The sequence below is a fragment of the Acidovorax sp. Root267 genome, from assembly GCF_001429215.1.
In the GTDB taxonomy this organism is placed as follows: Bacteria; Pseudomonadota; Gammaproteobacteria; order Burkholderiales; family Burkholderiaceae_C; genus Acidovorax; species Acidovorax radicis.
Genome location: NZ_LMJC01000009.1, coordinates 1 through 14,768 on the forward strand (window position 1 = coordinate 1; position 14,768 = coordinate 14,768).

Genomic DNA, 14,768 nt, shown 5'->3' on the forward strand with positions numbered 1-14,768 from the left:
GATCGGGGATAGTGTTCACGTGTCCACCAAGAGTTGAGGTGGACACGAGGCTCCTATGACTCTAGCGAGTGTTCAAGATGGTCGGACTGGACGCTCACGCTCCTTCAGTTTGTTTTCTTCAAAAACGTTTTCCCGCGTGCCCGTGGGGGCGGTCTGTGGCCCGTTGTTGATCTGCTGCGGGCCGGTAGTCACGTTGGCTTGCTTGGCATAGACGACGGGCGGGTTCTTGATGTTGGCCAGGGTTTCAAGGGTGGCGCGGCACTGGCTCTGGGCCTTGAGAGCCAAGCGCAGTGCGGTTTCCTGCTGGCGCAAGAGGTTCGCCTGCAAACCGGTCTCCGTCAGTTTCACGAACAGCGATTGCAGGGCCGTCGCTTGGTTCATCAGCATGGCTTCCGCTGCCCGCAGATCGCCCTTGTGCACCGCCTTGGTCTGCAGGCGCAATGCGTCGATCAAGGCGGGCGTATCCAGTTGCTCCATCAATTCTTGGCGTTCGCGGTTGGTGATGACCCGGAAACTCGCCATTTCGGGCGAGATCATCAGGTTGGCGAAGTTCAGGGCACTTTCTTCCGGCGTTGCGCCATTGATGGACGGCACAGCTTTTCGGTTCAAGCGTTGAGAAGGAAGACCGCTTTCGAGCGATTCGTGTTTCTTGGTGGGTTTGCTCATTGGTTAGTTCCTTGACCGTGAAAGTTGGTGAAGCCAGCGCAGCGCTGTGGCTGGTGTGTCAGATCGCTCGGTAGCTGTGCATCTGCCGCACGCAGACCGATGCCTGCCACCACTGCATTACCGCAACGCCAGCGCCCGGTACCGCCTTGCAGGTGGACGCACTCCAGGCACAGGCTTCGGTCGTCCATTTCCCGGTCGCGCTTGACCAGCCCGTCGGTCAATGCCTCGGCATCGGCAAGGGTGAGCCCCTTGTCGGTGAAACGCGCAAGCCGCGCCGTGAAGGTGTCGATCTCTGCGGAGTTCATCGCAGAGCCGTACGGCCAGCACCAGTGGTCGGGGTCGGTGCGGGCTTCGTTGGCTGGTGGCTGCTTCGGGGCTGCGAATTTTTCAGAAGGTGCCACTGGGCACGCTACAAAACCTACGAAACCCGGTTCTGTAGGTTTCGTAGCGTCGGTGTTAGTCGTTGTGGCCGATTTCAGGCGCTGCAGCCACTTCATCACAGGCCTCCTTTCACCAGCATGGGGTGCAACAAGTAGCGCTCGCTGGGGCGGCCACCCGCCGCACCGCTGGGCGTGGACTCGCGCTCCAGCCAGCCGTAGTCGGCCAACAGGTTGGCCGCCTTGCGCACTGCGTTTGGTGTGCCAAGCCCTGCCCAATGCTTTACTGCGACTTGCCGGGGGGCGAAGACATCCAGCAATGCACCGTCGCTGTCGGCCAGCTTGCCCGCCTTGATCTTGTCCAGCAGTTGCTTGGCTGCGCTGGTTTCGGGCATCACCGCTGCGGCATACAAGCGTTCGGCATGGGTGCGCAGGTACTCGGCCCATGACAGAGCACGCATCAGTTCACGCTCATGGATCAGGTTCGCGCTGTCCGGGGTATCCACCAGGGCAAAGATCAGCGCCAGGGCCGGGATCAGCTTGCGGTATTTGGCCAGATGCGACACCAGCGCCGGGTGAAGTTCCTCGCCGCGCAGTTCGGTTTCAAACGGGATCAGCCATTCCTCAAACAAGGCTTGCGCCTCGGGGGTGAAGTGCCATTCCTGAGCATCGCAATCGTTGGCAGGCTGCAGTTGGTTCAGACGCTCAAACACTGCCCATGCTGCCTGCTTGGCTGGGGTGTCGGGCCACCGATCCACATAGACAAATTCGCGGTTCACGTCGGGCCACACCGTCAGCCCAAAGCGTTGCAGCAGGCCATCATCACCGGCGCCACCTGCCACCGCCTCGCGCACATAGCTTTGCACCTTGCCGGGTTGAATGCCGCCCAGCATGGCCAGGCACACGCGCGGCACAAACGATTCACCGCGCCCGATGCGGTCCACTGCGTGGCCTTGGTTGCCGTCATAGCCCGTCAGATAAAAGCCTCGTGCGCCTTCCTGCCCCTGCTTGTCCATGCTGCAAAGCAGGCCGTGGATCTCGTCGCGGTAAACCAGCGTGCCCCACGGGTTCACCGTCAGCAGCTCGGCCAGCTTCTCCACCGTGGCATCGTTGACCACATATCGCCGCATAGTGGGCTCTGCTGCTAGTTTGTCGGCGGGTTGCAGCAGCGCTCGTGCCTTAACTGGGTCTTTGGCGGCCTGGGCTGCGGCTTGCTTTTCGTTGGTCTTGGCGGCCAGCTCGGCCACCTTGCAATCGAGTTGCCAGGCTTCGCGCGCGGACTGCCATTGTTCCCGCTCTGTTTTTTCAAGGCGCTGCAGGGGCTTCAATACCTCGCTCAGTGCGGGCGACTTCATCACTCCAGGGCGGCCCACGATGGCGCCCCACAGGTTGGGCACCACGGCCCAATCGTCGCGCGCCTTGGGCTTGACCACCGCACGCGCGCCGATGAGGCTGGATAGCGCGACCACGGCCCCCACCGCCGTAAAGTCGGGCGGGCACTGCATACGATCTGCTATGTCTATCACCCAGCCGCGCAGGGCCTCGGGCAGTAGCTCGGGATCAAACGCTGCCACTGTTGGCAGGCCCGTGGGCAGGGGCGCGGGGTCAGGCCAGCCGCTGTCGGCCCCAGTCGCTGCAGCCCCATCAATGCACGCCTTCACCGCTTCCAGCCCCAGCAGTTGGTGCAGGTCGTTAAAGTCCGTCGCCTTCTCCCGGCGGTTATCGCCAAAGACAGGTTTTGACAGGTTTCCGCCCACCGCTTTGGCTGCCTCGGTGGCTTTGGTCAGGCCCGGGTTCCCTTCGGTGCGCCAGTCGTCGTCGGCTGCCACGATGATGCGCAGCGCCGGGTATTCGCCGCGCAAAGCCTGGGCCACGGGCAGCAGGTTGCCCGCGTTGAAAGCCACTGCCACCGCGTGCCCCGTGGCTTCGTGGATGCTCGCCCCGGTGGCGAAGCCCTCGCACACCACCAGCACGCCCTTAGGCTTGCCCATAGAGTGATAGCAGCCCGCCACACGCCCGCCGGGCATGAATCGCTTGTCGCCATCGGGTTCAATGGTCTGCAGGCTGTGCAGGGTGCCGTCCACATCGCGCAGGGGTATCAACAGCCGCAGCCCATCACACCGTGCGCCGTGGGGCTGTATGCCCTTGCGTGCCAGGTATTCATGCAGCATGGCCGGTGCTGCCGACTGCCATAGCGCCGCCGCTGTCTGGCGGGCCAGTTGCTGGCGCTGCGCCTGCTCGGCATCGCGCTGCGCCTTCATGGCCTTGATGCGCTGGCGGTGCGCGTCGCGCTCGGCCTGCGTCATGGCCGTGTCGGGCTTGCTGCTCCAGGTCTGTGACCAGCCGTTGCGCCAGCAGCCAAACACACCGGCCGCGATGCCGTCCGAGTGGAGCACATACCAGCCGGAGTCGTCGCCGCGCTTGCCGCTGGTGTTGAAGCGGTGCAGGCTTCCATCGGGTTCTATGGTGGGTGGGGGTGTCAGGCCCGCTGCCTCCATGGCGGTGCTGAATCCATCAATGGCGCTATGCATGGTTGCCCCCATTGGGTTCCAGCACGTAGAGCCCCACGCGGTGTTTGCCGCCGCCTTCGGTTTTTACCGTCTGCCAGTGCGTGCGGATCACGTCACCGGCATGGCGCAGTTGCATCACCCGTGCGCGCGGGTCGTAGCAGTCCAGATAGCGTGAAGCCTCAAACGTGGTGAGTGCAAAGCGGGCCAGCGCAGCTCGGATGCGCGTGCATTGCGCCGTGGTGTCGGTGCTCGGATGCGCGGCCAGAATCTCGGCCAGGGCCTGCCGCTTGGTTGCGTCGGTGTGCATGGTGTGCCCCCTTACGCATCGGCGGTGTGTCGGTTGATCCATGCGCGCACGTCGCCCACCTTCCAGGCCGTCACGCGCTCAGACAAGCGGTGCGGCTTAGGGAACGTGCCCGCCTTCACCTTGCGCCACAGGGTGGGGGCGCTGAAGGGCAGGGGGGCTGGGCTGTTGGGGCGCTTGGGGCTCTGGACAAGTTGCGCTTCGCGGATAAAGGCACTGTCTGGCAAGGCGTCGAATATGGAGGGCGCAGCGCTTTGGGAATTGCGGTGGATCACTGCAGCACCTCCTTTGCGGACTGATGACTGCGTGTGCGTGTTGCGCTTTCCAGATACTGCGCCACGGCCTTGCGTGGGTAGAGGTAGCGATTACCCAGCAGGATGTATGCGGGGCCGGTTCCGCGCTTTCTCCATGCTTCTACTGTGCTCTGGGACAGCTTGCCCAATAACATCACGTCCGTTTCAGTCAGGCAGTCCAGTTTGTCTGCCAATGCGCGCAGGCGGTCGAGTTGATTTTCTGCGGCGGGTTGCAGCGTTGCTTCCATTTCCCATTACCTTTCTGGCGTAGGCCAAAAGTTATTGATGGGTAATGGTCAGATAAATATGAGTGGTTGTTAATTCCACAGGCTGGCAGCATAGTTAGTATGCCAGCAGGGTATCTACTCTACTAGCAGAGGCTATGCGCCCTCGGCCTTTCGGGCTTTATTCCACGCCGTGCAATGGCGTCGGACTGCTTCGTATTTGAGCGGCACAACCTTACTCGCCATCTGAGCTGCGGCATCGTTAAGGCTCATGCCTGGCCGGAAATTGGCGTTGAGCCAAGCAAATATTTCATTACGAATGTCATGATTTTCAGAATGCCCCTTGTAGGCGTTTGCTTTTGCTGCCAGAGTTTTGCTCGTTTTCATTGCTGCTATAAACGTTAAAGCAATGGGATTGTCGGGTTCATGCTCAAGTGTGTATCTAGCGATATTAAATTTCTCATGGGGCTGCGCTTTTGACTTTTCAGAGGAAAGCCCTGACGCCAAGAAATATATATCGTTCAGTTTTTTAACCAGCTCTTCATTCTCTTTGTGCAAAGCTGATCCATTATTCATCATCGAAACGGCAAATTGAGCCAGTTTTTGAATATCGTTATCGCACATTTCAATCAGCCGTTTCCTGTGCGCAAGCATTTCGGGACTATTAAACTCTTCTTCGCGCTTGCGGTAATACTCGCGAAGCGCCTCATCACGCTTCTTTCGGCGCTCTTCGCGTTCTTCTGAAGAAATTTCAGTCTCGACCATAGCGTTCCCTCACGCTCCCTGAAAAGATGCCAGCCCAGCCCGTCAGGGGAAACGGGTTTTCGGGGATCAGCCTAGGGCTGGCGAATCGATTGGCTCGGCGTCATGCCGCGCCGTGCAGCGGGATCACATCGGCCCCTTTGCGCAGCTTGTCCAGATAGTCCGCCCACTCTTTCATCATCCTGCGCCGCTGCTCCATGAATTCCGCCCGGTCATAGGCAGCGCCCAGCGGCCCTGATTTGCCGTGCGCCAGTTGGGCTTCGATCACATCGGCGGATATGCCGTGGATGCGTTCAATCATCAGCGTACGCGCCATGGCCCGGAACCCGTGCGCGCTCATTTCGTCGGAGGCAAAGCCCATGCGCCGCAGGGCTGCATTGATGGTGTTGTCGCTCATCGCCCGTTCGCCCGTGCGCAGGCTGGGGAACACATAGCGGCCATGGCCCGTGTGGGGCTGCAGCTCTTTCAGGATGGCTATTGCCTGGGCAGCCAAGGGCACAAAGTGCGGCCTGCCGTTGAGCTTTTGCGCCAGCCGCCGCTTCATGTCCTGGGATGGGATGGTCAGTAGGGCCTTGTCAAAGTCAATCCACGCCCATTCCATCTGCCGAATGTTGCCGGGGCGTTGAAACAGCAGTGCAGACAGCGCCAGCGCCGCCTTCGTCATAGGCTGGCCGGTGTAGCCATCAATGGCCCGCAGCAGCTCGCCCGCCTTGGCAGGCTCCAGCACGGCAGCCATGTGCTTGACGACGATGGGCTTCAATGCGCCGTGCAGGTCAGTTACGGGGCTGCGTTCACAGCGCCCGGTCTGAACACCGTAGCGGAACACCTGCCCGGCGGTCTGGCGGAGGGTGTGGGCGGTTTCGTTGGCGCCGCGCTTCTCTACCTTGCGCAGTGCGTCCAGCAGCACCGGCGCGGTGATTGCGGGCAGGGTCAGCTTGCCGATGTGCGGGAACAGGTCTTTCTCCATGCGCTCGATCCACCGCGCCCCATAGCGGGGGCTCCAGCCGCTGGCCTGAGTGGAGTGGAATTCACGGGCCACTGCTTCAAACGTATTGGCTGCGGCCACTTTGGTTGCTAGCTTCTCAGCCGTCTTGGTGACGCCAGGGTCTAAACCTTCGGCCAGCAGCTCGCGGGCTTGCTCTCGGCGCTTGCGGGCTTTGGCGAGCGAGACCTCTGGGTACACGCCGAGCGCCAGCGTCTTCTGTTTGCCGAGGTGGCGGTAGTTCATACGCCAATACTTGCCCGCTGGTTTGACGTGGAGGTACAGGCCCTGCCCATCGGTGTGCTTCTCACCCGTGGCGGAGCCGGCGGGCTTGATGTTCTTCACAAAGGTGTCGGTAAGTGCCATGCGTGCTCCAATTGTTGGTATCTGCCCATTCGGTATGTTGAGATACCAGCAGAAGTACCAACTTTTTGTTGGTATGTCATGGTACGCAGTGAAACGGCCTGAGACAACAAAAAACCCGCAACGCTAGGAAACGTGCGGGTTCTGAGAGGTTGTGAGATGGTCTGAGAGGCTGTTTTGGCCTGCCCGGAGGGACTCGAACCCCCGACCTATAGCTTAGAAGGCTATTGCTCTATCCAGTTGAGCTACGGGCAGTAAACAGGCTTTCGGCGAAGATGTGCTTACTTGCTTTGCGGAGCGTTCCGCAACCGCGCCGTGGCGCAGAGCGCGAATCATAACCTGCGGCCGGAGCCTTCCCTGCGATGACCATCCTGATATTGGCAGTAGCAGAAGCACGGCGGATGCGGGTATAACAAGGTCACATACCCACCAACGGTTTTCCTTGATCCGTCGCCCGCACCATGCCGCACAGCGTCACGCTCATAAATACCATCGCTGCCGCGCTCGGGCTGGCCCTGGCGTTGGGTTTTGTGGCGACTCGGTTGCGGTTGCCAGCGTTGATCGGGTATCTGCTGGCGGGCGTGGTCATCGGGCCTTACACACCTGGCTTTGTGGCGGATGCCGCGATGGCCAGCCAGTTGGCCGAAATCGGTGTGATGTTGCTGATGTTCGGCGTCGGTCTGCACTTCTCCTGGGGTGACCTGCTGGCCGTGCGCAAGATTGCGGTGCCTGGGGCCGTAGTGCAGATGATGGTGGCCACGGCGCTGGGCATGGCTTTGGCCACATGGTGGGGCTGGAGTCTGGGCGGGGCTCTGGTGTTTGGCCTGGCGCTCTCGGTGGCCAGCACGGTGGTGCTTTTGCGTGCCCTGGAAACCCTGGGAATTCTGGACAGCCACACAGGCCGGATTGCCGTGGGCTGGCTGGTGGTGGAAGACCTGGCCATGGTGCTGGTGCTGGTATTGCTGCCGCCGCTGGCTGGTTGGCTGGGCGGCAATGGGGGCGAGGGTGCCACGGCCCAGGGCGTGGACGGCACGGCGCTGTGGAAGACTCTGGGATGGACGTTGCTGCAGGTCGGGGGCTTTGTTGCGCTGATGCTGCTGGTGGGGCGCCGCCTGTTTCCCTGGGTGCTCTGGCAGGTGGCGCGCACGGGGTCGCGGGAACTGTTCACGCTGTGCGTCGTGGCGGCTGCGGTGGGCATTGCGTTTGGGTCTGCTGCGCTGTTTGGGGTGTCGTTTGCGCTGGGGGCTTTTTTCGCAGGCATGGTGATGCGCGAGTCGGAGTTCAGTCACCGGGCTGCGCAAGAGTCCTTGCCGCTGCGCGACGCTTTTGCCGTGCTGTTTTTTGTCTCGGTGGGCATGCTGTTTGATCCCGCCGTGCTGTGGGACCGGCCGTTTCAGGTGCTGGCGGTGGTGGCGATCATCATGCTGGGCAAGACGCTGGCGGCTGCCGCGCTGGTGCTGGCATTTCGCTACCCACTCAATACGGCGCTGACGGTTTCCGCAAGCCTAGCCCAGATTGGGGAGTTCTCTTTCATTCTGGTGGCGCTGGGCTCCTCCCTGGGGCTGCTGCCACCCGAAGGGGCCAGCCTGGTGCTGGCAGGGGCGCTGATTTCGATGGCGCTCAATCCGATGCTCTTTCATGCCATTGCACCGTTGCAGGCTTGGCTGCGGGCTCGCTCGGCACTTGCGCGGCGGCTGGAGCAGCGCGACGATCCCCTGGCCGAACTGCCCATGAGCACTGACGCCCGCTATCTTGCACGGCAGGTGGTTTTGGTGGGGTACGGCAGGGTGGGGCGCCGCGTTGCCAACCTGCTGGTGGCCAACGACATCCCGTTTGTGGTGGCCGAGCAAAACCGTGAACTGGTGGAGTCGTTGCGGGAGTCTGGCATCGCGGCAGTTTTTGGGGACGCCGTGGACCCTGCCGTCCTGATACAGGCGCATATCGCCCGGGCCGCCATGTTGGTCATTGCAACGCCAGATACCCTGAATGTGCGGCAGATCATCACCACCGCGCGCACACTGAACCCCCATATCGAAACCGTGGTGCGCAGCCACAGTGGAGATGAGGCGCGGCGGCTTGCACAGGAGTGCGACAGCACGGTGTTTCTGGCCGATGAAGCGCTGGCCCAGGCCATGGCCCACCATGTGCTGGAGCGTACCGAAGCACGCCGTGCGCGACACACCAGCCCTGCATCGCTACACAGTCGGGTCTGAATTCCAGTATTTTTGGCTGTTGGCGCTTGATAGATAAGCGCTGATAGCTACTAATTTTATAGTGACTGTCGATGGTGACTGTGATTGCACGCTCAATCGGGTCGGCCCAGCTCCTGCGCCTTCCCGCACGCTTGCCGCAACACCTTGCGTGGTTCGTCGGTCAGGGGCGTGCGCAAGTCTCTGGCTACCTCCAGCCCGCGTTGCACGGCGGGGCGCTGCATCAGCACGTCGAGCCATCGGTTGGGCCGCCTGCGTGAAGTTCCAGCAAGCCTCCCGCTAGTCCTAATTGGTATCTTCAAATACCAGGGCTGGGGGCGCCATGACACGTGCGGTATTCGCCAGCTCATCGATCAGGTGGTTGGCGAAGTAGCTGTTCTGCGTGTCGGGTTCGAGCGCGGCCACGGCCAGGTTGGCGCGGGGCTGGTTCAGGGGCACGTAGAAGCTGCCGGCTGGCACGTCGATGGCGCTGCGTACGGGCGACACCTGCACGCGCACGATGCCCGTACCGCCTGCGATGGTGCCGATCACGTCCTGCCGGTCACCGGAATCCCGGCCCGTTTCGCGGTAGATGTCGGCCAGCGCAGACCCTGGCTCGGCCACTCGCATCACCTGCAGGCCCAGCAGCCTCAGGCGCTCGACGGCGGCGGTAGAGCTGGCCGACAGCCAGTAGCCACACGGCCGGGCACGGGTTTTTGTCGGGCGCAAGGTGAGGGATGAGTTCCAGTCCACGCGGATCAGGCGGTCTGCGCCTGTCTCGGGATCGAGGAAATCCAGTTCGCGCTGGGTGGGCGTGGCGGCGGCCTCGACCACCACCTGGTCGCGGCAAGCCTGGGCGCTCACATCGCGCGCCACAAACGAACGAACCTGCTCCAGGTTGGCCGCCCGCTCGGCGGTGCTGCGCAAGGCGCTGGTGATGGCCGTGACCTGCGAGTGCACGCGTCGCTGGATGTGCATGCGCCCGATGCCCACGCCACGTGTCTCGATCAACAGGCTCACGGTGTTTTTCAGGCCATTCACGTTGCGGCCGGTGTCGGGCTGCGTGCCGCCCATGGAGACGCGCTTGTCGTCTGGAAGGGTGGAGGTGGTGTAGTACCAATCGCTTGTCAGTCCCTGGGTGTTGAGTGCCGCGACCATGGGCTGGTGGTACCACTCCTGCGAAGCCTTGGTCAAAAACTCGGGGTAGTTGGCGGTGGTGGTGTATTGCAGCAGTGCGTCGTAGCGCTGGATGGCGTTGAATTTTTGCAGGTAGCGGCCCACCACCGTGTACTCGTGGGCATCCACCACCAGGATGGGGCGGTAGTCGTTCACCACCTTCGCCAGCGCACGGGCCTCGGGGGTGTTCAGCAGCAGGTGGTCGCGGTTCATGTCCACGCCATTCGCTGTGACCCGGGTGCCCACGGCCGCACCATCGGGGTTGGCACGGGGCACCACCACCACGTTGATCCTGTCCAGCAAAGGTTCAAGCAGGCCCTGCGTCAGTTCGCGGCTGATCACCAGCAGCGCCTCGCTGCCTGCGGGCTCGTCTCCGTGCTGCTGGCCGATCATGACCACCGTGGGCCGACCGCTTGTGTCCAGGTTGGCGGGCTCGGTGCCCGTGGCGCGGGTGACCAGCAGGCCCAGAATGGGTTCTCCGCGTTGCGACGTGCCTAAGTTGAGCAGCTTCGTGCGCGTGGAGCTGCGGGGCGCAGGGTCGGCCAGCGCATGCAGCCATTGGCCGAGTTCGGCATTGGTGGTGAAGGCCCTGCGGTCCGGCCCCAGGCCGGGCGTGCTGTATGCCATGGGTGGATCGGGGAACCGAGCCGCCACCGCCGCGCCATAGGGGGGCGCCATGGGGCCTTCGTTTTGCACCACCAGCGGGGCGGGCGGCGGCAAGGGGCTGGCTACCGCACCCTGGCGCTGCGCCTGAGCCTGGGGTGCCTGGCCCAAGGGCGCGAGCACTACCGTACCTGGTTGTACGCGGGGCAACGGGGCCGGTGCGCTCGTTCGTGTTGCGGGCGTGGATGGCCATGGGGGCAGCGGAGTACTGGAGCACGCCGTCAGCAACGCGGCTGCCAGCAGTGCAGATGCCTTCCACGGCATCCGCAGCCGGTGGGCGTGTGGGGGCTGGGCCGAAGAGGCTTCTGGTGAGGCGCTGTGGCGGGTGGAGTGCATGTTCATGGTGATCTTTGCCATTGGGCCCTGGTGGGACGGCTTTGTTACGTGGATGTTACCTGCCCGCCAATGCCATGCCGTGTCAGCGTACATCCCGTTGCAAACCCATGATGAAGGAGCCAAAACCCTCTACAGCGTCACAATTTTGGGGCAGGAGGGAGTGGGCTGGTGGGCTGGGTCGCAGCCGCCGTGGCGGGGGTGGGCGGCGTGGGTAAGGGATCCGTCTGCGGCGCCATCTTCAAGCGCAGCAGTGCGCGCACGAAGCCGTGGTCCGAGCGGGTGCGATCACGCCCTTCGTGGAGGTGGTCGTTGAAATAGTCCACGCGCCTCACATCGCCCACGCTGTTCCTGCCGTTGTGCACGAACTCCTCGCTCACCAGTATCTGGTCGAGCACGCTGGGCGAGCCCTGGTGGATGTGTGAGTACGCCACGTCCTTCTTTAGTGCCGCATCGCCCTGCAGATCGTAGGCATTGAACAGCGCCACATCGCGTGCCGAGCGGTCATAGGCGATCTCATTGGTGGCGCAGATGAGTTGTGTGGTGACGCTGTCGGGCGTGTCATTGAAGTCGCCCATGACCACGAGCGGCACGCTGGTGCGGTGCAGCAGGTCAATGACCAGGCAGCGCAGTGCCATGGCCTCGGCGCCCCGCATGATCAGGGAGCGCAGCGATGCCAGTGCCATGACCTTGCGGTCGTCCCGGTCTTCGGCCGGGTTGCCCTGCGCATCCTGCAGAAACTTGGGTCGCTTGGATTTGAGGTGGGTCGTCAGCACATTCAGGCACTGTCCATGCTTCATGCGCAAGGTGGCAACCAGTGGCGGCCGTTCGAAGCGCGTATGCAGGCCCAGGCCTGGAACGTCCACCTGGAAGCCCGGTGGAAACTCCGCAAACGATTGCAAGGCATCCACTTTCAGCCGTGTGGCGATGCCCACGCGGGGGGTACCCTGTGCACCGCCATGCGTGGCATCGTTCTCCGCCCCGGGAACCTCCACGAAGTCATAGCGCAGGCCGCTGCGGCTGAGGACGCCCTTGAAGGCGGCGTCGTCCCACACCTCCTGTACGGCCAGCACATCGGCATTGAGCATGCGAAACCGGTCGCCCAGCCAAGTGAGCTTGCGATCAAACTCTGTCTGGCTGTAGGGGTCCTGATTCTCGTAGAACAGGCGGCCGGGATTGGCCAGGTTGAGCACATTGCAGGTGGCCACCATCAGAGTGGCCAGGGGCTGGGGTAGGTCGTTGGGGCGCATGGGCCACAGCATCGCACAAGGAGCTGCTGCAGCCCGGGGCCAGGCGGCAAATCAGAAGGCCTGTAGTGCGCTGCCTGATAGCACGTGCAGCCCGGCCGGGCGTGTCTGTACAGCATGGACCAGGGCTCGGGCCACATCGACACCCGGGCGGGCACGGTAGTTGGCAGGAATCAGTGGGTCCAGCAGCTTGAAGGCCTTGATGGACAAGGACTCTGCGGGGCGCGCGGCCTGGCCCAGGGCTTGGCGTTCACCCAGCAGGAGGGAGGGGCGTGCGATCACCAGCGTGGTGAAGCCCAGGCTTTGGAGCGCCTGCTCGACCTCGCCCTTGACGCGGTTGTAGAAGATGCGGGAGCGGGCGTCGGCGCCCATGGCGGTCACCACGCCGCAGCGGGAGGCACCAGCCGCCAGAGCCGTGCGCGCGGTGGCGATCACCGCATCCTGGTCCACGGCGCGAAAGGCCTGCTGGCTGCCGGCCGCTGCAATGGTGGTGCCGAGCGTGATGTACACGTCGTCCACATGCGGCAGGCCACGCAGGGCGGGCTTGGCCGCCAGTGCTGCAAAGTCCACGGCGTGCAGGTGCAGCCGTGGGTGTTGGATATCCGGCGTGCGCCGACCCAGGGCATGCAGTGCATGCACCTCAGGCGGCAGCGCCTCGTTGCAGGGCGCTGCGCTTACGTTGATTGTGCTTTCGGATGCTGACGGATCAGCGGCCAAAAGAGCCGCGAGAACCGCCCGACCCACGAGACCCGTTGCCCCGGCCACCAGAACCACCCGTGCCGCCTCCGCCATAGCCGCCACCTCCACCGTTGCCACCACGATAACCACCGCCACGGCGACCGCCGCCGCCCATGCTGTCCACGCTCGTGCGCATCGGGTCGGGTTGGCCGCCAGCGCCACCGGCGGCATGGCCGGAGTTGCGGTGGCCCGGGTTTGCATGGCCCATGTGCGTGCCCAGGTGCGCATTGGCGCGTGGGGGTTGCGAATCATCGTAGCGGTTGCCGCCTTCATAGCCGCCACCGCCACCGTTGCCACCGCCGCCGGAACGGCCGCGTGCAGGAGCCTGGCCGCCAGCGCGTGCGCCGCCGCCCTGGCCGCCGCCACCCGCACGGCCGCCACGCGGACCATTGGCACCACCACCGCCGCCGGCTGCGGCACCGCCGCCAGCGCGGCCGCCACGGCCACCACCACCATTGCCACCGCCGGCAGGGCGGGGGCCGCGATCACCGCCACCACCTCCGCCAGCACCCTGGCCGGCCTTGTTGGTGCGGATGCGTTCCATCATTTCGCTGCGGGCGGCCTTGGCGGCAGCCTGCATCACGTCGCGGCTCGGGGGCTTGCCTGCGCCGCCCCAGATGGTCTGGCGGCCCATGGCGATGGGCTCGGCCTTCTCACCGGCGTCGGGGCCGAAGCCTTCGATGATCTGGACGGGGATCTGCTGCTTGGTGAAGCGCTCGATGTCCATCATGAAGCCTTCTTCGTCCATGCAGACCAGGCTCACGGCTTCACCGCTGTTGCCGGCACGGCCGGTGCGGCCGATGCGGTGGACGTAGTCTTCCGAGACGTTCGGGATTTCGTAGTTGACGACGTGTGGCAGCTCGTCGATGTCGATGCCGCGTGCCGCGATGTCGGTGGCCACCAGGGCGCGGATGTCACCGCTCTTGAAGCCGGCCAGGGCTTGCGTGCGGGCGCTCTGGCTCTTGTTGCCGTGCAGCGCCATGGCGTTCACGCCGTTCTTGGTCAGGAACTCGGCCACGTTGTTGGCGCCGAACTTGGTGCGGGTGAACACCAGCACTTGGCTCCAGTTGTGCTGCTGGATGATGTGCAGCAGCACCTGCTTTTTCTTGCCGCGGCCCACGGGGTGGATCACCTGGGTGATGCGCTGCACCGTGGTGTTGCTGGGCGTGACCTGGATGCTCTGGGGGTTCTTGAGCAGCGTGTTGGCAAGGTCGCGGATCTCGTCGCTGAAGGTGGCCGAGAACAGCAGGCTCTGCTTTTCGCGGGGCACCAGGGCCAGCACCTTCTTCACGTCGTGGATGAAGCCCATGTCCAGCATGCGGTCGGCTTCGTCGAGCACCAGCACCTGCACGGTCGACAGGTCCAGGAAGCCCTGTTGCTGCAGGTCCAGCAGGCGGCCGGGGGTGGCCACCAGGATGTCCACGCCTCGCTTGATGCGGTCGATCTGCGGGTTCATGCCCACGCCGCCGAAGACGACGGTAGAGTTGATGTCGAGGTACTTGCCGTATTCGCGCACGGACTCTTCCACCTGGGCGGCGAGCTCGCGGGTGGGCGTCAGCACCAGGGCACGGATGCCCTTTCCGCCGAACTTGTTCTTGGGCGCAGCGCTTTGCGAAAGGCGGTGCAGCAGGGGCAGGGTGAACGCGGCGGTCTTGCCGGTGCCAGTCTGCGCGCCGGCCAGAAGGTCGTGGCCTGCGAGCACGGCGGGGATGGCCTGGGCCTGAATGGGCGTGGGGGTTTCGTAGCCCGTTTCGTGCACGGCCTTCAGGATGGCAGGAGCCAGGTTCAGTTCGTCAAATGTCATGTCGTTGAATGCGCCCATCCGGGGCGCTGGGTATCGGCCTGTCGTACAACCGGGGGGTTGCCGAGCCAGTCTCAAGCCGACGAGGTTCAAGGGTGGGAGCCTGGAAGCTGATGCTTCCTTCGTCCCCAGCAGTGTGC

Annotated in this window: 13 protein-coding genes and 1 tRNA gene; 1 reads left to right on the plus strand and 13 read right to left on the minus strand. The window is 63.7% G+C overall.

Annotated elements, in window-relative coordinates; translation table 11 throughout:
- Nucleotides 1-72: 72 nt before the first annotated feature.
- The 9 genes from ASE39_RS08865 to ASE39_RS08900 all read right to left on the minus strand — a co-directional run bounded on the left by ASE39_RS08865 (nt 73) and on the right by ASE39_RS08900 (nt 6,736).
- Nucleotides 73-666, minus strand: a complete 594-nt coding sequence (locus ASE39_RS08865; RefSeq protein ID WP_057270898.1) for a hypothetical protein — start codon at nt 664-666, stop codon at nt 73-75.
- Nucleotides 663-1,163 (minus strand): hypothetical protein, encoded by a 501-nt coding sequence (locus tag ASE39_RS08870; RefSeq protein ID WP_140426726.1) that lies wholly within the window; start codon nt 1,161-1,163, stop codon nt 663-665. The genes ASE39_RS08865 and ASE39_RS08870 overlap by 4 nt, the downstream gene beginning before the upstream one ends.
- Nucleotides 1,163-3,574, minus strand: coding sequence for a DUF3987 domain-containing protein (locus tag ASE39_RS25765; protein WP_082615371.1), 2,412 nt, complete (start codon nt 3,572-3,574; stop codon nt 1,163-1,165). The genes ASE39_RS08870 and ASE39_RS25765 overlap by 1 nt, the downstream gene beginning before the upstream one ends.
- Nucleotides 3,567-3,860, minus strand: a complete 294-nt coding sequence (locus ASE39_RS08880; protein ID WP_057270900.1) for a helix-turn-helix domain-containing protein — start codon at nt 3,858-3,860, stop codon at nt 3,567-3,569. The genes ASE39_RS25765 and ASE39_RS08880 overlap by 8 nt, the downstream gene beginning before the upstream one ends.
- Before the next feature lie 11 nt (nt 3,861-3,871).
- Nucleotides 3,872-4,132, minus strand: a complete 261-nt coding sequence (locus ASE39_RS08885) for an AlpA family phage regulatory protein (protein ID WP_082615373.1) — start codon at nt 4,130-4,132, stop codon at nt 3,872-3,874.
- A complete protein-coding gene (locus tag ASE39_RS08890) occupies nt 4,129-4,398 on the minus strand; it encodes a helix-turn-helix domain-containing protein (RefSeq protein ID WP_057270901.1) in 270 nt (89 codons plus the stop codon). Before ASE39_RS08890 ends, ASE39_RS08885 begins: the two co-directional genes overlap by 4 nt.
- Nucleotides 4,399-4,530: 132 nt before the next feature.
- On the minus strand, nt 4,531-5,139 hold the full coding sequence (locus tag ASE39_RS26320) for a hypothetical protein (RefSeq protein WP_140426727.1): 609 nt from the start codon (nt 5,137-5,139) through the stop codon (nt 4,531-4,533).
- A gap of 100 nt (nt 5,140-5,239) precedes the next feature.
- Complete coding sequence (locus tag ASE39_RS08895; RefSeq protein ID WP_057270902.1) at nt 5,240-6,484, minus strand: integrase arm-type DNA-binding domain-containing protein; 1,245 nt, start codon at nt 6,482-6,484, stop codon at nt 5,240-5,242.
- A gap of 175 nt (nt 6,485-6,659) precedes the next feature.
- Nucleotides 6,660-6,736, minus strand: a tRNA-Arg gene (locus tag ASE39_RS08900).
- A gap of 206 nt (nt 6,737-6,942) precedes the next feature.
- On the opposite strand from ASE39_RS08900, the gene ybaL reads away from it, so the two are divergent.
- Nucleotides 6,943-8,694, plus strand: coding sequence for a YbaL family putative K(+) efflux transporter (ybaL, locus tag ASE39_RS08905; protein ID WP_057270903.1), 1,752 nt, complete (start codon nt 6,943-6,945; stop codon nt 8,692-8,694).
- A 282-nt stretch (nt 8,695-8,976) separates the two neighbouring features.
- Here the strand turns inward: ybaL and ASE39_RS08910 are convergent, their stop codons facing one another.
- The 4 genes from ASE39_RS08910 to ASE39_RS08925 all read right to left on the minus strand — a co-directional run bounded on the left by ASE39_RS08910 (nt 8,977) and on the right by ASE39_RS08925 (nt 14,631).
- Nucleotides 8,977-10,773 (minus strand): M14 family metallopeptidase, encoded by a 1,797-nt coding sequence (locus tag ASE39_RS08910; RefSeq protein WP_082615376.1) that lies wholly within the window; start codon nt 10,771-10,773, stop codon nt 8,977-8,979.
- A gap of 209 nt (nt 10,774-10,982) precedes the next feature.
- Complete coding sequence (locus ASE39_RS08915; protein WP_057270932.1) at nt 10,983-12,092, minus strand: endonuclease/exonuclease/phosphatase family protein; 1,110 nt, start codon at nt 12,090-12,092, stop codon at nt 10,983-10,985.
- A gap of 51 nt (nt 12,093-12,143) precedes the next feature.
- Nucleotides 12,144-12,728 (minus strand): nucleoside-diphosphate sugar epimerase, encoded by a 585-nt coding sequence (locus ASE39_RS08920; RefSeq protein WP_242421392.1) that lies wholly within the window; start codon nt 12,726-12,728, stop codon nt 12,144-12,146.
- Nucleotides 12,729-12,795: 67 nt separating this feature from the next.
- Nucleotides 12,796-14,631: a DEAD/DEAH box helicase gene (locus ASE39_RS08925; protein ID WP_057270933.1), complete on the minus strand. Its 1,836-nt coding sequence runs from the start codon at nt 14,629-14,631 to the stop codon at nt 12,796-12,798.
- Nucleotides 14,632-14,768: the final 137 nt, after the last annotated feature.